This is a genomic window from Arthrobacter sp. TJ-178, from assembly GCF_058269275.1.
Genome location: NZ_JBZCNK010000001.1, coordinates 1,285,247 through 1,304,583, shown reverse-complemented (window position 1 = coordinate 1,304,583; position 19,337 = coordinate 1,285,247). Strand labels below are relative to the sequence as shown.

Annotated in this window: 21 protein-coding genes and 2 riboswitches; of the genes, 10 read left to right on the top strand and 11 right to left on the bottom strand. The window is 65.8% G+C overall.

Features of this window, described 5'->3' with window-relative positions; all coding sequences use genetic code 11:
- The first annotated feature begins 68 nt into the window (after positions 1 to 68).
- The 8 genes from AC4D2Q_RS06285 to AC4D2Q_RS06250 all read left to right on the top strand — a co-directional run bounded on the left by AC4D2Q_RS06285 (position 69) and on the right by AC4D2Q_RS06250 (position 6,997).
- Positions 69 to 482, top strand: a complete 414-nt coding sequence (locus tag AC4D2Q_RS06285) for a hypothetical protein (protein ID WP_490945670.1) — start codon at positions 69 to 71, stop codon at positions 480 to 482.
- Between the two features lie 92 nt (positions 483 to 574).
- The gene (locus AC4D2Q_RS06280; RefSeq protein WP_490945669.1) at positions 575 to 1,375 is read left to right on the top strand and encodes an amino acid ABC transporter substrate-binding protein; all 801 of its coding nucleotides are present in this window, start codon (positions 575 to 577) and stop codon (positions 1,373 to 1,375) included.
- Positions 1,376 to 1,383: 8 nt separating this feature from the next.
- Positions 1,384 to 2,052 (top strand): amino acid ABC transporter permease, encoded by a 669-nt coding sequence (locus AC4D2Q_RS06275; RefSeq protein ID WP_490927609.1) that lies wholly within the window; start codon positions 1,384 to 1,386, stop codon positions 2,050 to 2,052.
- A complete protein-coding gene (locus AC4D2Q_RS06270; protein WP_490945668.1) occupies positions 2,039 to 2,821 on the top strand; it encodes an amino acid ABC transporter ATP-binding protein in 783 nt (260 codons plus the stop codon). The genes AC4D2Q_RS06275 and AC4D2Q_RS06270 overlap by 14 nt, the downstream gene beginning before the upstream one ends.
- Positions 2,822 to 2,975: 154 nt before the next feature.
- Complete coding sequence (gene purS / locus AC4D2Q_RS06265) at positions 2,976 to 3,230, top strand: phosphoribosylformylglycinamidine synthase subunit PurS (protein WP_400929618.1); 255 nt, start codon at positions 2,976 to 2,978, stop codon at positions 3,228 to 3,230.
- Positions 3,230 to 4,006 carry a phosphoribosylformylglycinamidine synthase subunit PurQ gene (gene purQ, locus AC4D2Q_RS06260; protein WP_490945715.1) on the top strand — a complete coding sequence of 259 codons (777 nt, stop codon included), beginning with the start codon at positions 3,230 to 3,232 and terminating at the stop codon, positions 4,004 to 4,006. The genes purS and purQ overlap by 1 nt, the downstream gene beginning before the upstream one ends.
- The gene (gene purL, locus AC4D2Q_RS06255) at positions 4,006 to 6,315 is read left to right on the top strand and encodes a phosphoribosylformylglycinamidine synthase subunit PurL (protein WP_490945667.1); all 2,310 of its coding nucleotides are present in this window, start codon (positions 4,006 to 4,008) and stop codon (positions 6,313 to 6,315) included. The genes purQ and purL overlap by 1 nt, the downstream gene beginning before the upstream one ends.
- Positions 6,316 to 6,463: 148 nt before the next feature.
- Positions 6,464 to 6,997, top strand: coding sequence for a GNAT family N-acetyltransferase (locus AC4D2Q_RS06250; RefSeq protein ID WP_490945666.1), 534 nt, complete (start codon positions 6,464 to 6,466; stop codon positions 6,995 to 6,997).
- Here the strand turns inward: AC4D2Q_RS06250 and AC4D2Q_RS06245 are convergent.
- Positions 6,973 to 7,542 (bottom strand): DUF1990 domain-containing protein, encoded by a 570-nt coding sequence (locus AC4D2Q_RS06245; protein WP_490945665.1) that lies wholly within the window; start codon positions 7,540 to 7,542, stop codon positions 6,973 to 6,975. The genes AC4D2Q_RS06250 and AC4D2Q_RS06245 overlap by 25 nt on opposite strands.
- Entirely contained in the window at positions 7,539 to 7,925 is a 387-nt protein-coding gene (locus tag AC4D2Q_RS06240; protein WP_490945664.1) for an MmcQ/YjbR family DNA-binding protein, read from the bottom strand. The genes AC4D2Q_RS06245 and AC4D2Q_RS06240 overlap by 4 nt, the downstream gene beginning before the upstream one ends.
- Before the next feature lie 115 nt (positions 7,926 to 8,040).
- Here AC4D2Q_RS06240 and AC4D2Q_RS06235 point away from each other — a divergent pair, with 115 nt between their 5' ends.
- A complete protein-coding gene (locus AC4D2Q_RS06235) occupies positions 8,041 to 8,868 on the top strand; it encodes a DUF1206 domain-containing protein (RefSeq protein WP_490945663.1) in 828 nt (275 codons plus the stop codon).
- Positions 8,869 to 8,926: 58 nt separating this feature from the next.
- Here AC4D2Q_RS06235 and AC4D2Q_RS06230 read toward each other — a convergent pair whose 3' ends face one another.
- The 9 genes from AC4D2Q_RS06230 to AC4D2Q_RS06190 form a co-directional block, all read right to left on the bottom strand.
- Positions 8,927 to 10,165, bottom strand: coding sequence for an acyl-CoA dehydrogenase family protein (locus tag AC4D2Q_RS06230; protein ID WP_490945662.1), 1,239 nt, complete (start codon positions 10,163 to 10,165; stop codon positions 8,927 to 8,929).
- A complete protein-coding gene (locus tag AC4D2Q_RS06225; protein WP_490945661.1) occupies positions 10,162 to 11,040 on the bottom strand; it encodes a MetQ/NlpA family ABC transporter substrate-binding protein in 879 nt (292 codons plus the stop codon). The genes AC4D2Q_RS06230 and AC4D2Q_RS06225 overlap by 4 nt, the downstream gene beginning before the upstream one ends.
- A gap of 2 nt (positions 11,041 to 11,042) precedes the next feature.
- Positions 11,043 to 12,542, bottom strand: a complete 1,500-nt coding sequence (locus AC4D2Q_RS06220) for an LLM class flavin-dependent oxidoreductase (protein WP_490945660.1) — start codon at positions 12,540 to 12,542, stop codon at positions 11,043 to 11,045.
- Positions 12,543 to 12,555: 13 nt separating this feature from the next.
- A complete protein-coding gene (locus AC4D2Q_RS06215) occupies positions 12,556 to 13,470 on the bottom strand; it encodes a MetQ/NlpA family ABC transporter substrate-binding protein (RefSeq protein ID WP_490945659.1) in 915 nt (304 codons plus the stop codon).
- Positions 13,471 to 13,522: 52 nt separating this feature from the next.
- Entirely contained in the window at positions 13,523 to 14,188 is a 666-nt protein-coding gene (locus AC4D2Q_RS06210) for a methionine ABC transporter permease (protein WP_490945658.1), read from the bottom strand.
- On the bottom strand, positions 14,181 to 14,975 hold the full coding sequence (locus tag AC4D2Q_RS06205) for a methionine ABC transporter ATP-binding protein (RefSeq protein ID WP_490945657.1): 795 nt from the start codon (positions 14,973 to 14,975) through the stop codon (positions 14,181 to 14,183). The genes AC4D2Q_RS06210 and AC4D2Q_RS06205 overlap by 8 nt, the downstream gene beginning before the upstream one ends.
- A 103-nt stretch (positions 14,976 to 15,078) precedes the next feature.
- A riboswitch (SAM riboswitch) is annotated at positions 15,079 to 15,177 on the bottom strand.
- Positions 15,178 to 15,354: 177 nt separating this feature from the next.
- Positions 15,355 to 15,771 carry a CoA-binding protein gene (locus AC4D2Q_RS06200; RefSeq protein WP_490945656.1) on the bottom strand — a complete coding sequence of 139 codons (417 nt, stop codon included), beginning with the start codon at positions 15,769 to 15,771 and terminating at the stop codon, positions 15,355 to 15,357.
- A gap of 58 nt (positions 15,772 to 15,829) precedes the next feature.
- Positions 15,830 to 16,447: an alpha/beta fold hydrolase gene (locus AC4D2Q_RS06195; RefSeq protein ID WP_490927595.1), complete on the bottom strand. Its 618-nt coding sequence runs from the start codon at positions 16,445 to 16,447 to the stop codon at positions 15,830 to 15,832.
- Between the two features lie 38 nt (positions 16,448 to 16,485).
- The gene (locus AC4D2Q_RS06190; protein ID WP_490945655.1) at positions 16,486 to 18,108 is read right to left on the bottom strand and encodes an LLM class flavin-dependent oxidoreductase; all 1,623 of its coding nucleotides are present in this window, start codon (positions 18,106 to 18,108) and stop codon (positions 16,486 to 16,488) included.
- Positions 18,064 to 18,178: riboswitch (SAM riboswitch) on the bottom strand. It overlaps the preceding gene by 45 nt.
- Before the next feature lie 327 nt (positions 18,179 to 18,505).
- Here AC4D2Q_RS06190 and AC4D2Q_RS06185 point away from each other — a divergent pair.
- Complete coding sequence (locus tag AC4D2Q_RS06185) at positions 18,506 to 19,330, top strand: ABC transporter ATP-binding protein (RefSeq protein ID WP_490945654.1); 825 nt, start codon at positions 18,506 to 18,508, stop codon at positions 19,328 to 19,330.
- Positions 19,331 to 19,337 lie beyond the last annotated feature (7 nt).

The window sequence follows — 19,337 nt, the reverse complement described above, 5'->3', positions numbered from 1 at the left end:
TACTTAGTATGCGTTCGGGACGACGGGTGATGGAGCCCTTTCGTCCGGACCTCAATTGGAGGCACGAAATGTCAACGCAAGCGAGACCCGAAGGTGCAGCAGATCCTGCACCGGAACCCTACGTCCCGTGGTGCACCCACTGCGGGACGGATGAATACCTGATCATCGAATCCGTGGAACCGGCCGTTGGCAAAGACGCCGCGGAGTTCCTCGAAATCAGCTATACCTGCTCCGAATGCAACCGCTTTTACGGCCACCCGGTCCGGCATTCCGCTGTCCGGGCGCGCAGCCTCAACGCGGGCAGCCCGGAGGACGCCGAGTATCTGCACTGCGGCGAGCCCATGCAGCCCCGGGACACGGCAACGGTGTCCATCTTTGAACCCCTCTTTACTGACCCGGACGGCGCTGCTGTTCCTGAAGTCCAGCTGGACACCACGCTGCTGCGGTGCCGCTGCGGCTTCCAGATCAGCGTTCCCGCGTAAGCCTGTCACCCGCCGGTCTACACACGGCGTAACAAACACCGTGTACAGATCCGCGAAGGTGCGTATCGTGGCAGGCAAACTCTAGGAGAAACATGCGCATCCATAAGACCCTCGCGGCGCTTGCCCTGGCCACCGGCACCCTGACTCTGGCCGCCTGCGGCTCCGGCGGAGCGGACGACACCGCCCAGACGGGACTCGCGGCCATTCAGGACGAGGGCACCATCGTGGTCGGCACGGAAGGCACTTACCGCCCGTTCAGCTTCCACGCTGACGGCTCCGGTGACCTGACCGGCTACGACGTCGAAATCACCGAAGCGGTTGCCGACAAGCTCGGCGTCGACGTGAAGTTCGAAGAGACCCAGTGGGACGCCATTTTCGCCGGACTCGACGCCAACCGCTTTGCCATGATTGCCAACCAGGTATCCATCAACCCGGACCGCGAGGAGGCGTACGACTTCTCCGAGCCGTACACCGTGAGCCCCGGCGTCATTGTGGTGCCCGAAGGCGAAACATCAATCAGTTCCTTCGCCGATCTCGACGGCAAGACGACGGCCCAGTCACTGACGAGCAACTGGTACACGCTTGCCCAGGAGAGCGGCGCCAAGGTGGAGGCCGTGGAGGGATGGGCGCAGGCCGTATCCCTGCTTGAGCAGGGACGCGTGGACGCCACCGTCAATGACAAGCTGACCTACCTCGACTACATGCAGCAGACGCCGGATGCCCCGCTTCAGATCGCGGCCGAAACCGACGATCCCGCGCTCTCGGCCTTTGCTTTTACCAAGGGCAACACCGAGCTGCGCGACGCCGTCAATGACGCACTGGCCCAACTGCGCGCTGACGGAACGCTCGCCGAGATCTCCGAGAAGTACTTCGGCGAGAACGTCACGGAGTAGGCGGGTCCATGGATGAGTCGACGTGGGACCTCGTCCTGCGCTCCTTCCTGCCGCTTGTTGAAGGCGCGGTCAAAGGCACGATTCCGCTCGCGCTGGTTTCCTTCGCCCTGGGACTGGCCATCGCCCTCGGCATCGCACTGCTGCGGCTGTCGAAGGTGCGGATCCTCTCCGCGATCGCCCGTGTCTATGTGTCGGTCGTGCGGGGAACCCCGCTGCTGGTGCAGCTCTTTGTCATCTTCTACGGCCTGCCCTCCATCGGGGTGCTGGTTCCCCCGTGGCCCAGCGCCGTCATCGCGTTCTCCCTCAATGTGGGCGGCTACGCAGCCGAGGTCATCAGGGCTGCGATCCTTTCCGTCCCGCGCGGTCAGTGGGAAGCGGCCTACACCATCCGGATGTCCTCCGCGCAGACCCTCATCCGCGTCATCCTGCCGCAGGCAGCCCGGGTTTCGGTGCCGCCGCTGTCCAACACGTTCATCAGCCTGGTGAAGGACACCTCCCTCGCCTCCCTCATTCTCGTTACCGAGTTGTTCCGGCAGGCGCAGGAGATTGCAGCGTTCAGCCAGGAGTTCATGGCCGTCTACATCGAAGCCGCGTTCATTTACTGGATCATCTGCCTGGTCCTGTCCACGGGACAATCTGCCCTTGAAAGGAGGCTGGACCGCCATGTCGCTAAATGAGGCTCCGGAGAACTCCGGCTCCGATGTCCTGGCCGTCCGCGGCCTGCACAAGCGCTTCGGCGCCGTGGAGGTGCTCAAGGGAATCGACCTGGACATCCGCCGCGGCCAGGTCGTCGCGCTTATCGGGCCGAGCGGATCCGGTAAGACCACTGTCCTGCGCTGCCTCAACGGCCTCGAGGTGCCGGATTCCGGCACCGTGCACTTTACCGGCGGCACCCCGGTGGACTTTGGGGCCAAACCGCCGCGCTGGGCAGTCTCGGGGCTGCGCGAGCACAGCGCCATGGTGTTCCAGCACTACAACCTGTTTCCGCACCGCACAGTGCTGGAGAACGTGATCGAGGGGCCGGTCCGGGTTCAGCGGAGGCCCAAAAAGGACGCTACTGCTGACGCTCTTGCCCTGCTCGCGCGCGTTGGACTTGCCGATAAGAGCGATGCCTATCCGTATGAGCTCTCCGGCGGCCAGCAGCAGCGGGTGGGCATTGTCCGCGCCCTCGCGCTCAAGCCGCGGCTGCTGCTCTTCGATGAGCCCACCTCGGCCCTGGACCCGGAACTCGTGGGGGAAGTGCTGGAGGCCATCCGCGAACTGGCGGCAGAGGGCTGGACCATGCTGCTGGTTACGCACGAGCTTCGCTTCGCCCGGGATGTAGCGGACCGCGTCATCTTCATGGACGGTGGCGTCGTCGTCGAGGAGGGCACGCCCGCCGAGGTGCTCGCTGCGCCGCGGCAGGAACGCACGCGGCAGTTTGTGCAGCGGCTGCTCGACCATTGAGCGGAGCCGGGGGCTGCATTTTCGCGCCCCGGTGACATGTTCGGACGGCCGCGGAAAACGCCGCTAGACTGAACAGTGCAAGCTCGCGGAGCGCTGAATCAGCGTGAGACGGCAGGGTCCGCGGCCACCCATTTCTCTCACAGGAGTTGCCCGGATGCCCCGGATCGTTGTTGACGTTATGCCCAAACCTGAAATCCTCGATCCGCAGGGCAAGGCCATCGCCGGCGCCCTTCCGCGGCTGGGCCTCACCGGATTCACCGGTGTCCGCCAGGGCAAGCGCTTTGAGCTGACCGTGGACGGAGACGTCACGGAAGAGGTCCTCGAACAGGCCCGCACGGCAGCCGCCACACTGCTGTCCAACCCGGTCATCGAGGACGTCACCCGCGTTGAAGTAATCTCGGAGGCCTGATTTTGAGCACTCCCCTGATTGGCGATTTCTCCGTTGTGCCGGACAACGAACAGCTGCGGGCCGTCCGGATCGGCATCATCACCTTTCCCGGCACCCTGGATGACCGCGACGCCGCCCGTGCAGTCACACTCGCCGGCGGCACCGCCGTCGGCCTCTGGCACAACGAAGCCAACCTGCAGTCCGTGGACGCCGTCATCATTCCCGGCGGTTTCTCCTACGGCGACTACCTGCGCGCAGGTGCCATTGCCCGCTTTGCCCCGCTGATGGACAAGGTCGTGGATGCATCCAAGGGCGGCATGCCCGTGCTGGGCATCTGCAACGGCTTCCAGATCCTCACCGAGGCGCACCTGCTGCCCGGCTCCATGATCAAGAACAACCATCTGAAGTTCTCCTGCGCGGACCAGCTGCTGCGCGTGGAAAACAACACGACGGCCTGGACCGGTTCCTACGCCAAAGACTCCGGCATGGTGATTCCGCTGAAGAACCAGGACGGCCAGTACGTCGCTGACGAAAAGACACTGGACGAGCTGGAGGGCGAAGGCCGCGTGGTGTTCCGCTACGACGGCGTCAACCCCAACGGCTCGCGCCGCAACATTGCCGGCATCACCAACGCCGCGGGCAACGTCGTCGGGCTCATGCCGCACCCCGAACACGCGGTGGAAGCAGGCTTCGGCCCGGATTCCTCCGCCTACGGCGAGGTTGGGCTGGGCTACGGCACCGACGGCCTGGGCATCTTCACATCAGTACTCACTTCGCTCGTTGCCGGAGGCAAATAATGACAGTGTCCGCAGACTCCACCGCCGGGACGAAGAAATTCCGCATCGACACGGTTGAGCACGCCGCCGCCACTCCGGAGACCGACCTCCCCTGGGCCGAACTGGGCCTGAAGGAAGACGAGTTTAACCGCGTGGTGGAGATTCTGGGCCGCCGGCCCACCGCCGCTGAACTGGCCATGTACTCGGTCATGTGGTCCGAGCACTGCTCCTACAAGTCCTCCAAGGTGCACCTCTCCCAGTTCGGCGAGAAGGTCACCGAGAAGATGAAGGAACACCTGCTGGTGGGCATCGGCGAAAACGCCGGTGTGGTGGATATCGGCGACGGCTGGGCCGTGACCTTCAAGGTGGAATCCCATAACCACCCCTCCTTCGTGGAGCCCTACCAGGGCGCGGCGACCGGCGTCGGCGGCATTGTCCGCGACATTATCTCCATGGGTGCCCGCCCCGTCGCCGTGATGGATCCGCTGCGCTTCGGCGCCATTGACCACCCGGACACCGCCCGGCTGGTGCACGGCATCGTCTCCGGCATCGGCGGCTACGGCAACTCCCTGGGCCTGCCGAACATCGGCGGGGAACTGGTCTTCGACTCCGTCTACCAGGGCAACCCGCTGGTCAACGCCCTGGCCGTGGGCGTCATGCGCCACGAGGACATCCGGCTGGCCAACGCCTCCGGCACCGGCAACAAGGTGGTGCTCTTCGGTGCACGCACCGGCGGCGACGGTATTGGCGGCGCCTCGGTGCTGGCTTCCGAATCCTTCGATGCAGACAAGCCGTCCAAGCGCCCCGCCGTCCAGGTGGGCGATCCGTTCGCCGAAAAGGTCCTCATTGAGTGCTGCCTGGAACTGTTCAAGTCCTCCGTGGTGGAGGGTATCCAGGATCTGGGTGCGGCCGGCATTTCCTGCGCGACGTCGGAGCTCGCCTCCAACGGCGACGGCGGCATGCATGTGGAACTGACCAAGGTGCTGCTGCGCGATCCCACCCTGACCCCGGGCGAAATCCTGATGTCCGAGTCCCAGGAACGCATGATGGCCGTGGTGACGCCGGAGAACGTTGAGGCGTTCGAAGCCATCATGGACAAGTGGAACGTGGAGTACTCCTGGCTGGGCGAGGTCACCGGCAGCGGCCGGCTGATCATCGATTGGGACGGCGAGACCATTGTGGACGTGGACCCGAAGACCGTGGCGCATGAAGGGCCGGTCTACCACCGTCCGTTCCACCGCCCCGAATGGCAGGACCGGCTGCAGGCGGATGAGTTCTCCGGCACCCGCCCGTTCGGTACCGAGGCCATCAAGAAGTCCATCCTGGAGCTCATGGCGTCCCCGAACATGTGCGACAAGTCCTGGGTCACCAACCAGTTTGACCGCTATGTGCAGGGCAACACCGCGCTGGCCATGCCCGACGACGCCGGCGTCATCCGCGTGGATGAAACCACCGGCCTGGGTGTGGCGATCTCCACCGACGCGAACGGCCGCTACGCCTACCTCAACCCGTACGAGGGCGCGAAGCTGGCCCTGGCCGAGTCCTACCGCAATGTGTCCACCTCCGGAGCCATCCCCCTGGCCGTCACCGACTGCCTGAACTTCGGCTCCCCCGAGGACCCCGAGGTCATGTGGCAGTTTGCCGAGGCGGTCCGCGGCCTGGCCGACGGCTGCCGGGAACTGGGCATCCCGGTCACCGGCGGCAACGTTTCGCTCTACAACCAGACCGGCGGCGTTGCCATCCATCCCACCCCCGTGGTGGGTGTGCTGGGCGTGTTCGACGACGTCGCCCGCCGCACGCCGTCGGGCTGGCGCGAGGACGGGCAGGCGATCTACCTCATGGGTGTCACGAAGGACGAGCTGGACGGTTCCGAATTCGCCAACCTGCAGGGCCACCTGGGCGGACAGCCGCCCGTGGTGGACCTGATGCGCGAGAAGCTGCTGGGCGAGCTGCTGGTCAACGCCTCACGCGACGGCATGATCGACGCCGCCCATGACCTCTCCGAGGGCGGACTGGCTGCGGCGCTGTCCGAGATGGCGCTGCGTTTTGGCGTGGGTGCCCGCATTGGGCTGGACGAGGTCTGCGAGCGCGACGGAGTGGACCTGTTCACGATGCTGTTCTCCGAATCCCAGTCCCGTGCCCTGGTGTCCGTGGCCCGCAGCGAGGAGGTCCGGTTCAAGGACATGTGCTCCGCCCGCGGCTACGCGCACATGCGCATTGGCGTGGTGGACACCGAGATTGAGGCGCTGGACTTCCAGGGCCAGTTCTCACTGCCGCTCTCCGAGCTGAAGGAAGCCTACGAGGGGACCCTGCCGAAGCACTTCGGCTAAGCCTCCCTGCCTTCCTCCTCCCATCGATACACCAGTAGGTGCACGTCTCAGGCCCGAGACGTGCACCTACTGTCATCTCGCGGAGGGGGGAAGAGGAATCACCTCACCCGATATCAGCAAATGTCCACAGGGGGTGCACAATTATGCTGTGACTCTTACCCCCGAACGTCCGGCGCCGTCCACCAGCGTCGTTACCGAACGACTGCTCCTGGACACTATGTCCCCCGCGGAGCTGGATGCCCTCATCGGCCAGTCCAGGCTTCCCGGCTGGGCGGAGGACTTTCCCCAGCCCACCGACCACGACGCCGTCCGGCAGTTTTTTGAACAGGGTATCCACAGTGCTGCCGCAGCTCTGGGCACCCGCCTCATCCGCGAACGGGACACGAATGAGGTGGTGGGAACCATTGGCTTCCTGACGCTGCCCGAAGCAGGCGACGTAGAGGTCAGCTACAGCGTGGTGCCGTCCCGGCGCGGCCGCGGCTACGCCACGGAAGCGCTGCTGGCCCTCGTCCGCCTGGCGCTGGGCGAACCGACGGTCTCCCGGGTCATTGCCCACACCGAGGAGGAGAACACCGCCTCGCAGGAGCTCCTGCTGACGGCCGGTTTCATGCCGGTGGAAGTTCCGGGTTTGGGCTTGGCATTTGTCCTGCTCCGCGATCAGCTGACCGACGCCAGTTTGTAGGCTGCGGCCAGATACCGCCGCGTAATGAAGGCCTGTACGCCGCGGTTCGCGAAGTCCCCGGCAGCTATCAGCCGGTTCGCCGGCCGGCTGTACGCGGCTACCCGGAAGATCAGATTTCCGTCCGGGTCCAGCTCCGCGTAGAAACCCTCCTCGCCCTGTTCCGGGTGGCCCTTCAGCGTGCCGTAGCAAAAACCCGCCCGCTGACCCGGCACGGGAACGCCGTCGTCGTCCACTGCCGGTTCCTCCGCCCACAGAACACGGCACGGCGCGTAGTAGCGCAGCGGGCCCACACCGACACCCGAAGCCATTTCCACTCCAGGCGCCGCGCGCGGCGTGGCCGCCGCCACCCGCAGCCCGGCTCCGCGGTGCAGGTCCCAGCCCAGGATGCCGTTGGCCAGGCGCAGGAACCCTGCGGCGGGATCGGGAACCTCAAGCTGTTCCCGGCGCAGCACCAGCCGGTAACCTTCCGGCCAGTGGTCCGTGAGCGGCTGCGGATACGGCCGGCGGGTGTAACCGGCGTCCGGATAGGTCAGTTCCCGGATCATCCGGCCGCCAGGCCTTTCCACGCCAGCGATTCACGGTCCCTGGCCGGGAGCGAGGCCACCACCAGATCGTAGGAGTCCTCCACCAGGTCACGCACCAGGGAATCATCCATTCCTTCGTCGAGCACCACCGAGTTCCAGTGCTTCTTGTTCATGTGCCAGGCGCCGTTGATCTGCGGGTGCGCTGCCCGCAGCTGCTCCGCCAGCTCCGGTTCACACTTCAGGGAAATGACCACCGGCAAAACCGCCGGCGAGAACATGGCGAACATTTTGGCCCGGCCGCCGGAGGCCCGCACCTTGAAAACGGCCGTCCCCGGCCCGAACGGATAGTCCTCAAAGGCGCCCGGGAACCGCAGGCACACCTGTTTCACTTCTGCCGCGTCCATCGTCCGAGCGTAGTCCGCCGCCGCAGGGCTGCGCCACAAGTGACAGGATGGAATCCGGATCAGTATCTAACCGGTGTACTCCCCACGGTGTACGCCCGAATCTTGGAGGACAGTTTTGGGGCAGACAGGTCACGGGGACAGATTGGCGTCCGCCGCGGAGAAGGCAGCCGACTCGAAGGGTTTTGAACGCGCGGCGCGTATGGGCTACGTAGCCAGCGGTCTGCTGCACCTGCTCATCGGCGTGATTGCGCTGCGGATCGCAACCGGCGGCAGCGGTGACGCGGATTCCTCCGGCGCCCTGGCGGCTTTGGCCGGACAGCCCGGCGGTTTGGTCCTGCTCTGGATCTGTCTCCTGGGCTGCCTCACGCTGGCACTGTTTCAGCTCTCCCGGATCTGGCTCGACGGGCGCGGCCTGGAAGGCAGCGAGGCGTGGAAGGTCCGCGCTTCCGCCGCCGGCCAGGCCGTCACGTACGCGGCCATTGGCGTGTCCTTCGGCACCTTCGCCATGGGCGCGGGCAAGGACAGCGGGCAGAGCTCGGCCGGCTGGAGTGCACGGCTGATGGAGCAGCCCGCCGGCGCCGTGCTGCTGGGTTTGGTGGGACTCGGGATCGTCGTCGTCGGCGGCTACTTTGTCTACAAGGGCGCCACCCAGGGCTTCCGCAAGAAGCTGCAGGCAGTGCCGGCGGGTACCTGGGACCGCGCCGTCACCGTCACCGGCACGGCGGGTTATGTGGCCAAGGGGATTTCCCTGGGAATTCTGGGCATTCTGGTGGCGGTTGCCGCCTTCACTGCCGATCCTGAGAAGTCCACGGGGCTCGACGGCGCCCTCCACGCCCTGCGCGGGCAGCCTTTCGGCGGGCTGGCGCTGGGAGCGGTAGGCATAGGACTGATGTGTTACGGGCTGTACACCGGCATCCTGCGCGCCCGGTTCGCCAAGTTGTAGGACCCGCTTCCCCCGGGGCCCCGGCCAGCGCACACCGTCGGGGCCCCGGACGGAGCAGCTATGACGCGCCCGCCCCCGGTGCATCGCCGATGCTGCCCAGTCCCTGCGGCACCGTGCCGTTGATCTCCCAGTCCCCCACCCCGCGCGCCTTGAAAACCGCGGGGTTGTGGGTGGCCACCGTACGGGCATTTCGCCAGTGCCGGTCCAGGGCCTTGTCCCTGGACACCGCTGACGCCCCGGTGACGTCGAACAGGCCCTGCGCAACATCCAGAACCAGCTCCGGAACAATGATCTGCGCCCGGTCCACTGCCAGCTCGCCGCGCAGGTAGGCCTGCCCCGGGTCCAGGTTCAGGGCCGGGTCGGAGGCAGCGTCAAGTTCCGCGGCGGCGGCCAGCACGGTCGCCTCCGCCGCTGCGGCTTTGGCCGAGAGCCGTCCCACCAGCTGCTGGATCAGGGGATCGTGCCGGAAGAGGCTTCCGCTTCCGGTGTTGAAGGTGCGTTTGCGGCCGCGGACCAGGGCTGCAGCATCCCGGACGGCCGCCCGCCCGATGCCGGCAAGAACGGCAAGGAGCACCAGCTGGAAGAACGCCGCCTCCAGGGTGCTCTCCGCAGCACCGCGCGGAATCACGTTCCGGGCGGGTACCTGCACATCCGTGAAAAAGGTGGTGCCGGTGCCGGTGTGCTGCTGGCCGAAACCGTCCCAGTCGTCCACGATCCGCACTCCCTCACTGTTCACCGGAACCACGGCATACTGCCGGCCGGGAACGCCGTCGGTAGTGGCCATGACGGCAATCCAGTCAGCAAAGATGCTGCCCGTCGTGTAATATTTTTCGCCGTTCAGCACCCACCCCTGCGGGCCCGGCCGCAGTTTGGTATTCGTGGTGCCCAGGGCATTGCCGGAACGCTCGGTGGCGGCATTCCCGAAGATCTTCCCGGCCGCCACCCGCGGATACCAGCGCTCCCGGAATCCGGCGTCTTCGCGGCCGATGGTTTCCACGAACGCAAAATGGGAGCGCAGCAGATGCGCCACATTTGAGTCCGCTTCGGCCAGCTCCACCAGCAACCGGAAGAACTCCGTATGGCTGGCGCCGCTGCCGCCGGCTTCGGCAGGCAGGCGGACGGCACCAAAACCGGCTTCCTTGAGCCAGCGCACCTGCTCAAAAGGAAGCGTCCGGGTCAGTTCACGGTCCAGGGCTCCTTCGGCTATCCGCGCAAACACGGGCCGGAACCGGGCCGCGAGCAGCTGGTAGCCGGACTCCGTGCTGCCTTCCGTCCCGGCAGGAATCACGGCGCTCATGCCTGCCACCACTTCGGCAGCTCATCAAGGGGGTCAGTGTCCCAGGGAGTGGGCAGCACCCCGCCCATGTAGTCCGCAAACCATCCGCGGACCTCCTCCGACTGGTACGCCTCCTGCAGCACACGGGCTTTTTCGGTGGCCGCGAAAGCCGCGGTGCCGGCAACCACACAGCGGAACGGCAGCTGGTCCGCTTCCGCTTCAAAGGCCAGCGCCTCTTCAACCGTCAGGCCAATCTCGGCTGCCAGGCGGACAAACAGAAACCCGGCGTCAACGTCCGGCAGGGTTTTCGACAGTGATTGCTGATCCACCTCCACGAACTCCAGGTTCCGCGGGTTCGCAGTGATCGATTCCTGCGAGACTTTGATGACGCCTACGCCGTCCTGCAGTTCAAGCAGCCCTGCGTCCCGCAGCAACACCAGCGCGCGGCCGTTGTTTGCCGGGTCCACCGGCAGGGCGATCCGGGCGCCGTGGGGCAGTTCCTGCAGGGATTTCCAGCGTTCGGACCAAATGCCGCCCGGTGACCCATAGACGTAGAACAGCGGTTCCAGCTGCAGGTTCTTGTCCGCATTGAACTGCTGGAGATAGGCGCCGTGCTGGAAATAGTTGGCGTCAAACTCGCCGTTGGATACGGCCAGGTTGGGCTGGATGATGTCGGTGACGTAGGTGGCATCCAGCGTCCAGCCCTGTTCTTTCAGGAGCCGCTGGGCAATTTTGGTCGGCTCCTGGTACGGCGCGGACTCCGTGACGATAATCCGGATCCGCCGGTCATCGGCGGCAGAGGAGGTTGAAGAGCTGAAGCCGCAGCCGGTGGCAGTTGCCAGTGCGGCGGCCCCGCTGCCGGCCAGCGCCAGGCGGAGGAAATGTCTGCGATGCAAGGTCAGTCCTTTCGGGCCGCAGCGGCTGCGGCGGCCGGGATTCGTTGGGGTTCCCCGAGTAACCCGGGTGAGGCGGCGGGCTGAACGTCCCGGATGGAAGCGCCGAAGGCTCCGCGGCAGCGGGCCGCCGGATGGCGGTCATTCAGCAGAGGACCGGGATATTCCGCACTGCGGCCAAAGACCTTTTCCCGGAAGGTTCCCGGGGAGTAGTCGGTTTGCGCCAGTCCGCGGCTGCGCAGTTCGGGCAGCACTCCGTCAATGAAATCGGTGTAGGAGCCGGGCAGCACGGCGTTGATGATGTTGATGCCGTCCACGCCGGCGTCCTGCCAGCGCTCCAATTCATCGGCGATCTGTTCAGGGGTTCCCGCCACCTGCTGCGCCTCGGTGCGGTACCGGGCAACGTCCGCCAGGGTGGGGTTGCGCCCGGGGGTGGAGGCGATGATGGCCTCCAGTACGCCTCGTCCGCCCTCGGTTTCAATGCTGCCCACCGGGGTATCCAGCGGCAGGCCGCCAAAGTCCACGCCAAGCCCGCCGCCGATGTGGGCGATGACGGCGTCCAGATCCAGGTATTCGTCCAGCTCAGCTCTCTTCCGGCGGGCTTCCGCCTCGGTTCCGCCCACTACGAAGGACAACCCGGTGAAAACCTTGATGTCCCCGGGCAGGCGGCCGGCGGCCGCGGCATGCCGGCGCACTCCGGCCGCCACCTTTCCCGCGTACTCCGGACCCGGAGCGAAAATGAACGTTGCCTCGGCGTTGGCTGCAGCGAACTGCTGGCCGCGCCCGGAACTGCCGGCCTGGAACAGGAAGGGAGTGCGCTGCGGTGACGGAGCGCTCAGGTGCGGGCCCTCAATCGAATACCGCTCGCCCCGGTGATGAATTTTGTGCACCTTTTGCGGATCCGCATAAACGCCCGAGGCCTTGTCCTGAAGGAGGGCGCCCTCGTCCCAGGAACCCTCCCAGAGCTTGAATACGGCTTCCACGTATTCATCCGCCCAGTCGTAGCGGCGGTCGTGGGCGGTCAGCCCGTCCGAACCGAAGTTCCGGTGTGCGTTCTCCAGCACCGAGGTCACAATATTCCAGCCGGCACGGCCGTTGCTGAGGTGGTCCAGCGTGGACATCTGGCGTGCGAAGTGGAACGGATGGGACTGGATAACCGACGACGTCGCAGCCAGGCCAATTTCGCTCGTTGCCCCGGCGAGGGCCGCCAGCAGCAGCACCGGATCATTGGCCGGCACCTGCAGTCCCCGGCGCACGTGGTAGTCCCAGCCGCCGTCGTGGTCTCCGTACAGGCCCACGACGTCGGCGAAAAAGAGGGCGTCAAACTTGGCCTCTTCCAGTTGCCGCGCCAGCCCGGTCCAGAGGGAAAGCTCATTGAAGCGGTGCTGTTCGGCGTCGGGATGGCGCCATTGTCCGCCCCGGATATGGCTGGCGGTGTTCATGAGGAACGCGTTGAGCAGCAGCCGCGGACGGCCCTGCGGATAGCGGGAACTGGGGGTGCTCATGGTGTCCTCTCGCTCAGGCACGGCTGAGCTGTTCGAATGCGGGCAACGGATCTTCGTCCCAGGGAAGCTGGAAGAACCCGTCCTGGTATCCGGCAAAGAAGTCCCGGACCTCGGGGCTCTGGATTGCGGCGCGCAGTTCCCGGGCACCCTCGCCGGCGGCGAATTCCCGGGTGCCGGCGAAGACTGAGCGGTAAGGAACCTCGTCCGCTTCCTGTTCCTCGGCCACAACCGTGGCCTCCTTGTCGATGCCGGCGTCGATCGCGGTGGACTGGAACATGAAACCGGCATCCACGTCCGCCAGGGTCTGGCTCAGTGATAACTGGTCCACCTCCACAAAGGACAGGTTCCGCGGGTTTGCGGTGATGTCCTGCTGCGAGGCGTTGACCACCGTGACGCCGTCGGACAGTTCCAGCAGGCCGTGGGCGCGGAGCATGAACAGGGCGCGGCCGTTGTTGGCGGGATCCACCGGGATGCTGATGGTCGCACCGTCGGGCAGGTCGGCCAACGCAGCGTGCCGGCGGGAGTACAGCACCGCCGGCGAATTACGGATATAGAACAGGGGCACCAGATCCAGGCCCTTGTCCCGGTTGAACTGCGCCAGATAAGCCATGTGCTGGAAGCAGTTGGCGTCCGCCTCACCGTTGGCCACCGCAATGTTGGGCTGATTGATGTCATTGACGAAGGTTGGCTGCAGCTTCCAGCCCTTTTCCGCGAGGAGCCGGCCGGCGATGCCCACCGGTTCCTCATAAACCTTCACCTGCGAGGAAATGAGACGAATGGTCCGTTCGTCGGTGCCGGCATCGGCGGAACGGAATCCGCAGCCGGCCAGGACTGGCGCGGCAGCCCCGGCAGCCGCGAGGTAGGCAAGCAGGGTGCGGCGGCTTAGTGCGGGCGGAGCAGAACTGTTTTTGGGTGTGATGGAGTGCAACGTGTCCTCTTCAAAAGTTGGAGTGCGAGCGCTGAAAGGGATCAGCGGCGGGTCATACGCGCTTGTCGGCGCGGCGGGAGATCCAGGAACCACTCAGCTGCACGGCCTGCACCAGAAGGACCATGAGCACAATGGCGGTGACCATCAGCCCGGTTTCGTAGCGGTAGTAGCCGTAGCGGATGGCGAAGTCGCCAATCCCGCCGCCGCCCACCAGCCCGGCCATGGCGGAGTAGGAGATGAAGCTGACGGTCATGATGGTCACCGAGCTGATCAGGCCCGGGCGGGCCTCGACGAGCAGTACGTCGCGGACGATCTGCAGCCGGCCGGCTCCCATCGAACGCGCCGCTTCCACCACGCCGCCGCCCAGCGAGGTGATGTTCTGTTCCACGAAGCGGGCAAAGTAGGGCACCGCGTTGATGGTCAGCGGCACGATCACGGCTGCCGTGCCGATGGTGGTTCCCACCAGCAGCCGGGTGAGCGGGATGATGGCGATCAGCAGGATAAGGAACGGAAAGGAACGCACCAGGTTCACCAGCGTGTCCAGGATCCGGTGCAGCTTGGGCCGGGGTGACAGTCCGTGGGGTCCGACGGCGTACAGCAGCACCCCCAGCGGGGTCCCCAGCAGCACAGCCAGCGGAATGGCAATGATCAGCATGGTGCCGGTCTCTCCCAGCGCGGCCAGCAGTTCGGGCCAGACCTCAAGGATGCGGTCAAACATGGAGGGCCCCCTTGCGGTGGGCTGCGGGCCGCTCAAGCCGGATCTCATCCGACACCAGGTAGCGTCCAATCGACGTGGCAGGGCTGAACCCGGGGCGCTTCAGCTCACTCAGGTTGAACTGTTCCACCACCCGGCCCTCTTCCATGACGGCAACGTTCTCAGCGATGGCTTTGATGACGTTCATTTCATGGGTGACCACCACAATGGTGATGCCAAAGCGGGCGTTGACGTCCGCCAGGTACTGCAGTACCGAGGCCGTGGTCCGGGGGTCGACGGCGGAGGTCGGTTCGTCGCAGAGCAGCACTTTGGGTTTGGTGGCAAGGGCGCGGGCAATGGCGACACGCTGCTTTTGCCCGCCGGAAAGCTTGGCCGGATACGTTCCGGCCTTCTCCGGCAGGTCAACAATTTCCAGTGCTTCCAGCGCACGTTTGCGGCGCTCGGCCGAGTTCCCGATTCCCGCGAACTTCAGCGACAGTTCAACGTTCTGGGCCGCGGTGAGATTGCTGAGCAGGTTGAAGTGCTGGAAGATCATGCCGATGCCGTGGCGGCGTTTGCGCAGCTCCAGCGGTGTGAGGCCCACCAGGTCCACTCCGTCCACCAGCACGCGGCCGGATGTGGGCCGCTCCAGCAGGTTGATGTTGCGCAGCAGCGTGGATTTGCCGGCACCGGAAAACCCGATGATGCCCTGGATGGTTCCGCGGCCGATGTTCAGTGAGACGTTGTCGACGGCGGTCAGTTGCTGCCCGCCGGTGTCAAAGACGGTTGAGACGTTCTCAATCCGGATCATGTGTTCCTCCTGGGTCCAAGCCCGAGAAGAGGTGCCGCCGCAGGCCGGACCGGCGGCGGGTGCGCCGGAGCGCACTGCAGGGGACCGGGCGAAAGCGGGTGCTTCTCCATCGGTCCTGGCGGTAGCACCCTTGCTCCGCAGGATCGCGGAAGGGTTGCTGCGGCGTCACGGAGCCAGGTCTCTCAGCCGCTCTGGATGGTTACAGGTTCCATGGTTGCCGGGGCAGTGCAGATGCGCAATCAGATGTCATGATGCGGCGAAGCATTGCGAATCATGACCTGCCCGGCGTCATCTTGGAGTTCCACAGCGGATGAGGGCGTCCGCGGCAGGGCAAGTGAAAGGTCCGGGGAAAAGAAAGTGTGCCAGGGGCGGCAGCGGGCTACAGGCCGAAGCGCGGTGCCTCGATGACCGGGCAGGTGTTCATGACAACGTCCAGCCCGGCGTCGGCCGCCCGCTGCGCCGCGGCCTCGTCGATGACGCCCAGCTGCAGCCACACGGCTTTGGCCCCCACTTCGATGGCCTGGTCAACGATTGCGCCCACGCGGGAAGAATTCACAAAGCAGTCAACGACGTCGATGTGGCCGGGAACCTCTTTCAGGCTCCGGTAGCCCTTGTTGCCGTGTACGTCGTCGCCCTTGAGGCTCACCGGGATGATCTCCATGCCCAGGTGGTCCTGGATATAGCGGGACACGCCGACGGCGGTGCGCAGCGGATTGTTGGACAGGCCCACCACGGCCCAGCGGCCCTTGTTCTTCAGGAGGGATTCGATAACTGTGGGGTCGTTGACGTGCGGCATCTGCGGTCCTTCGGCGGAGTGCTGGAATGGGGCTCCAGCTTACGCCCGGCCGGCAGAATCAGCCGAGGAAGGATTCGATGGCGTCGGCCAGGGCGGCGTCCGGCACCCGGGAGACATCGCCTTCCACCAGCTGGAACTCTCCCTCGTCCAGGGCATCGGCTGCCCGGCGGGCGAGATCGCGGGTCTCATCCCCGCTGGTGCTTCCGGCAAGGACCAGAACGGGGACCTGGACGCCGCCGAGTCCTTCCAGTTCCGTCTGCATCACCAGCAGCTCGTCCTCGCCTTCATCCAGGGCCAGGGCCGGTTCCAGTGCCACAACGCGGGTGATGACGGCGGATTCCTCGGCTGCCCGCAGAGCCAGGAACGCCCCCGACGCAAAGCCGTAGAGGTCTGCGGTGCCGCCGGCCACCTGCACCACGGCCAGCAGGTCATCGACGTCGGACTCGGCGGTGTACTCCTCGCCGAGCCCGCTCTCACCCAGCCCGCGGCGGTCATACGTATACACCGTGTGGTTCTCGGACAGCAGATTCGCCAGCGCACGGGTGCCGGAGCTGTTCCGGTCCGAGGTCAGCGGATCCACGATCACCAGCGGCGGTCCGTCACCCTGGCGGGACCAGGCGATCTGGGTGCCGTCTGCGGAAAGGGCCATTCCGGAGGCACTGGGGGAAGGTTCCATGACGGACTCCTGCTCGCGGGAGGGGCACTGCGGACCCTTCAAACGTAAGGAGACGCTCCGTCCCCGGTCAATGCCCCCGCTTGGAACCCGGTCCCGGAAGCGGCCCCCGGCTGCCCGGCCCGCAACTGACTGTCCGGCAACTGACCAACCCGCAACTTACCGGCCCGCGGCTGCCGGCGGAAGGAGGCGCCGCGGTGTTCGGAAGGCAGCTTGTCTCCGGCTCCGAACAACTTGTTGCGCAGCGTGCCCGGCGTGTACCCGGTCCGGTAGGCGCCGCGCTTCTGCAGTTCGGGCACCACAAATTCCACGATGTCCTCAAAGGTACCCGGCGTGATGGCGTAGGCCAGGTTGAAGCCGTCGACGTCGGTCTCCTCCTGCCAGCGGATCAACTCCTCCGCGATTTCAGCACCGGAGCCAACCATCCGCGGACCAAGGCCGCCGATCCCCGCGGATTCGGCGATGTCGCGCACCGTCCAGGGTTCGCCGTCGTCCTTGGCTTTCTGGAAGTTCGCCGCCGCGGACTGGATGGCATTGGACTTCACATTGCCCAGCGGTTCGTCCAGGTTGTACGTGGACAGGTCCACCCCCATCCAGCCGGACATCAGGGCCAGGGCGCCCTCGTCGCTGGCATACCGCTGGTATTCCTCATGCTTCGCTGCGGCCTCCGCGGAAGTGGCCGCAGTGATGACGGTGAGGAGCGTATAGATGCGGATGGAGTGCCGGTCCCGGCCAGCTGCTTCAGCGGCGTCCCGGATACGGCCGACGGTTGCCTTCAGCTTGTCCACCGTCGGGGCCCCCACAAAAACGGCCTCGGCGTTCCCGGCGGCAAAGGCGATCCCGCGGGGCGAGGCACCGGCCTGGTAGATCACCGGGGTGCGCTGCGGGGACGGTTCGCTGATGTGGATGCCGGGCACCTTGAAGTATTTGCCCTCGTGGTTGATGTCGTGGACCTTGGCCGGATCAGTGAAGATGCCCCGTTCCCTGTCGCGGACGACGGCGTCGTCCTCCCAGGAGCCTTCCAGCAGTTTGTAGATCACCTCGAGGTATTCGTCCGCGTGGTTGTAGCGCTCGTCGTGCTCCAGCTGGTCTTCCGCGCCCAGGTTCCGTGCGGCGGAGGGCAGATAGCCGGTCACCACATTCCAGCCGACCCGCCCGTTGGTGATGTGGTCCAGGGTGGAGAGGCGGCGGGCGAAGGGGTAGGGATGCTCATAGGCGGTGCCCGCAGTGACGCCGAAGCCGAGGTGCTCGGTCACCAGCGCCATGGCGGAAACCAGCAGGAGCGGGTCATTCACCGGAACCTGGGTGCCCTGCCGGAGGGTGGCCTCGTTGGAGTTTCCGTACACGTCATAGGTGCCGAGCACATCGGCAATGAAGATGCCGTCAAACAGCCCGCGCTCGCAGGTTTGGGCAAGGTTCGCCCAGTACCGGATGTCCGTGTAGTTCGCGGACTGGTCCTGCGGATGGCGCCACAGCCCCGGGGACTGGTGGCCCACGCAGTTCATGTCAAAGGCGTTAAACCGGATCTGGCGGCGTTCGTTCGAGCCGGGTGCGGACTTTTCTGACGGGGAGGACTGATTAGGCACGGGAAACCCTTCACCGGGACGCACCGCTTGGGGGCGCCGTACTTGCCGTTCGCGGACGCGACACGGCCGGATCCTCATCTGGGGCACCCCGCTACGGAACGAGGGTTGCCGCCCAACCAGCCAGAGCTTCACGTTGGGACTCATGATCCTGCGTCACCAGTATCTGCACACCACGGATTGCCCCGCAAGCCGTTCCAGTCATGTTGCGTAACGGCCCGCGGCCGCAGCAGACCGCGCGGAGGAATGCGGCGTCGAAATATTACGGCGGGGACTTGCCCGTTTGGGCAATGGCGCGTTTAGTTGCTCTTGACCATCCCGAGCGGCTGAGAGACCTGGATCAGTGAAGCCGCAGCAACCCTGGTTGCCGTATTTCCTCCTTGAGAAACGGCAATAACGAGGACAGCACCGCAGGAGGCCCGTCAGGGCCCAAGGTGTTCTCCGTAGGGTGCTACTGCCAGGACCGATGGAGATTAACATGACCGCTCTGGCTTCACAGTCCCCTGCCGCCGCGCCGCCCTCCGGTGGGCCGGCCGGCTCCGCCCTTCCCGTCAGCTTTTCGGGACTGGGCAGAACGTTTGGTTCAGGCAGCCAAGCCCGCCAGGTGCTGCGCGACATCACCTTTGACGTTCACCCCGGCGAAGTGCTCGCCATCCTGGGATCCAGCGGCTGCGGAAAGTCCACGCTCCTGCGGGCCGCGGCTGGTTTGGACACCCCCAGCAGCGGTGAGGTCCGGATCAACGGCACGCCGGTCCGCGGCATTGATGACCGCTGCGCCGTCGCGTTCCAGGAACCAAGGCTGCTCCCCTGGCAGACTCTGCAGGCCAACATTGCCATGGGCCTGCCCAAGGGCATCAGCGCCGTGAACGGCAAAGCCAAGGTGACCGAACTGCTGGAACTGGTGGAACTGGCGGAGTTCGCCAAGCACCGCCCGCGGGCAGTGTCCGGCGGCATGGCGCAGCGGGCCTCCCTCGCCCGCGCCCTGGCCAGGACACCCGGGGTGCTGCTGCTCGACGAGCCCTTTGGTGCCCTGGATGCCCTGACCCGGCTGAAGATGCAGGATCTGCTGCTCTCGGTCCACAAGGCCGCCCCCGCCACGGTCCTGCTGGTCACCCACGATGTGGATGAAGCCCTCCAGCTGGCGGACCGCATCATCATCCTGGGCCGGCAGCCGGGGCTTCCCGGAGCCACCATCACGGATACCGTCACCGTGCCAGGGCGCCGTCCCCGTGACCGTGCCTCGGCCGAGCTGGCCCGAATGCGCGGCGAGCTCCTGGCCCGGCTCGGCGTCGACCGCCACTAACCGCTTC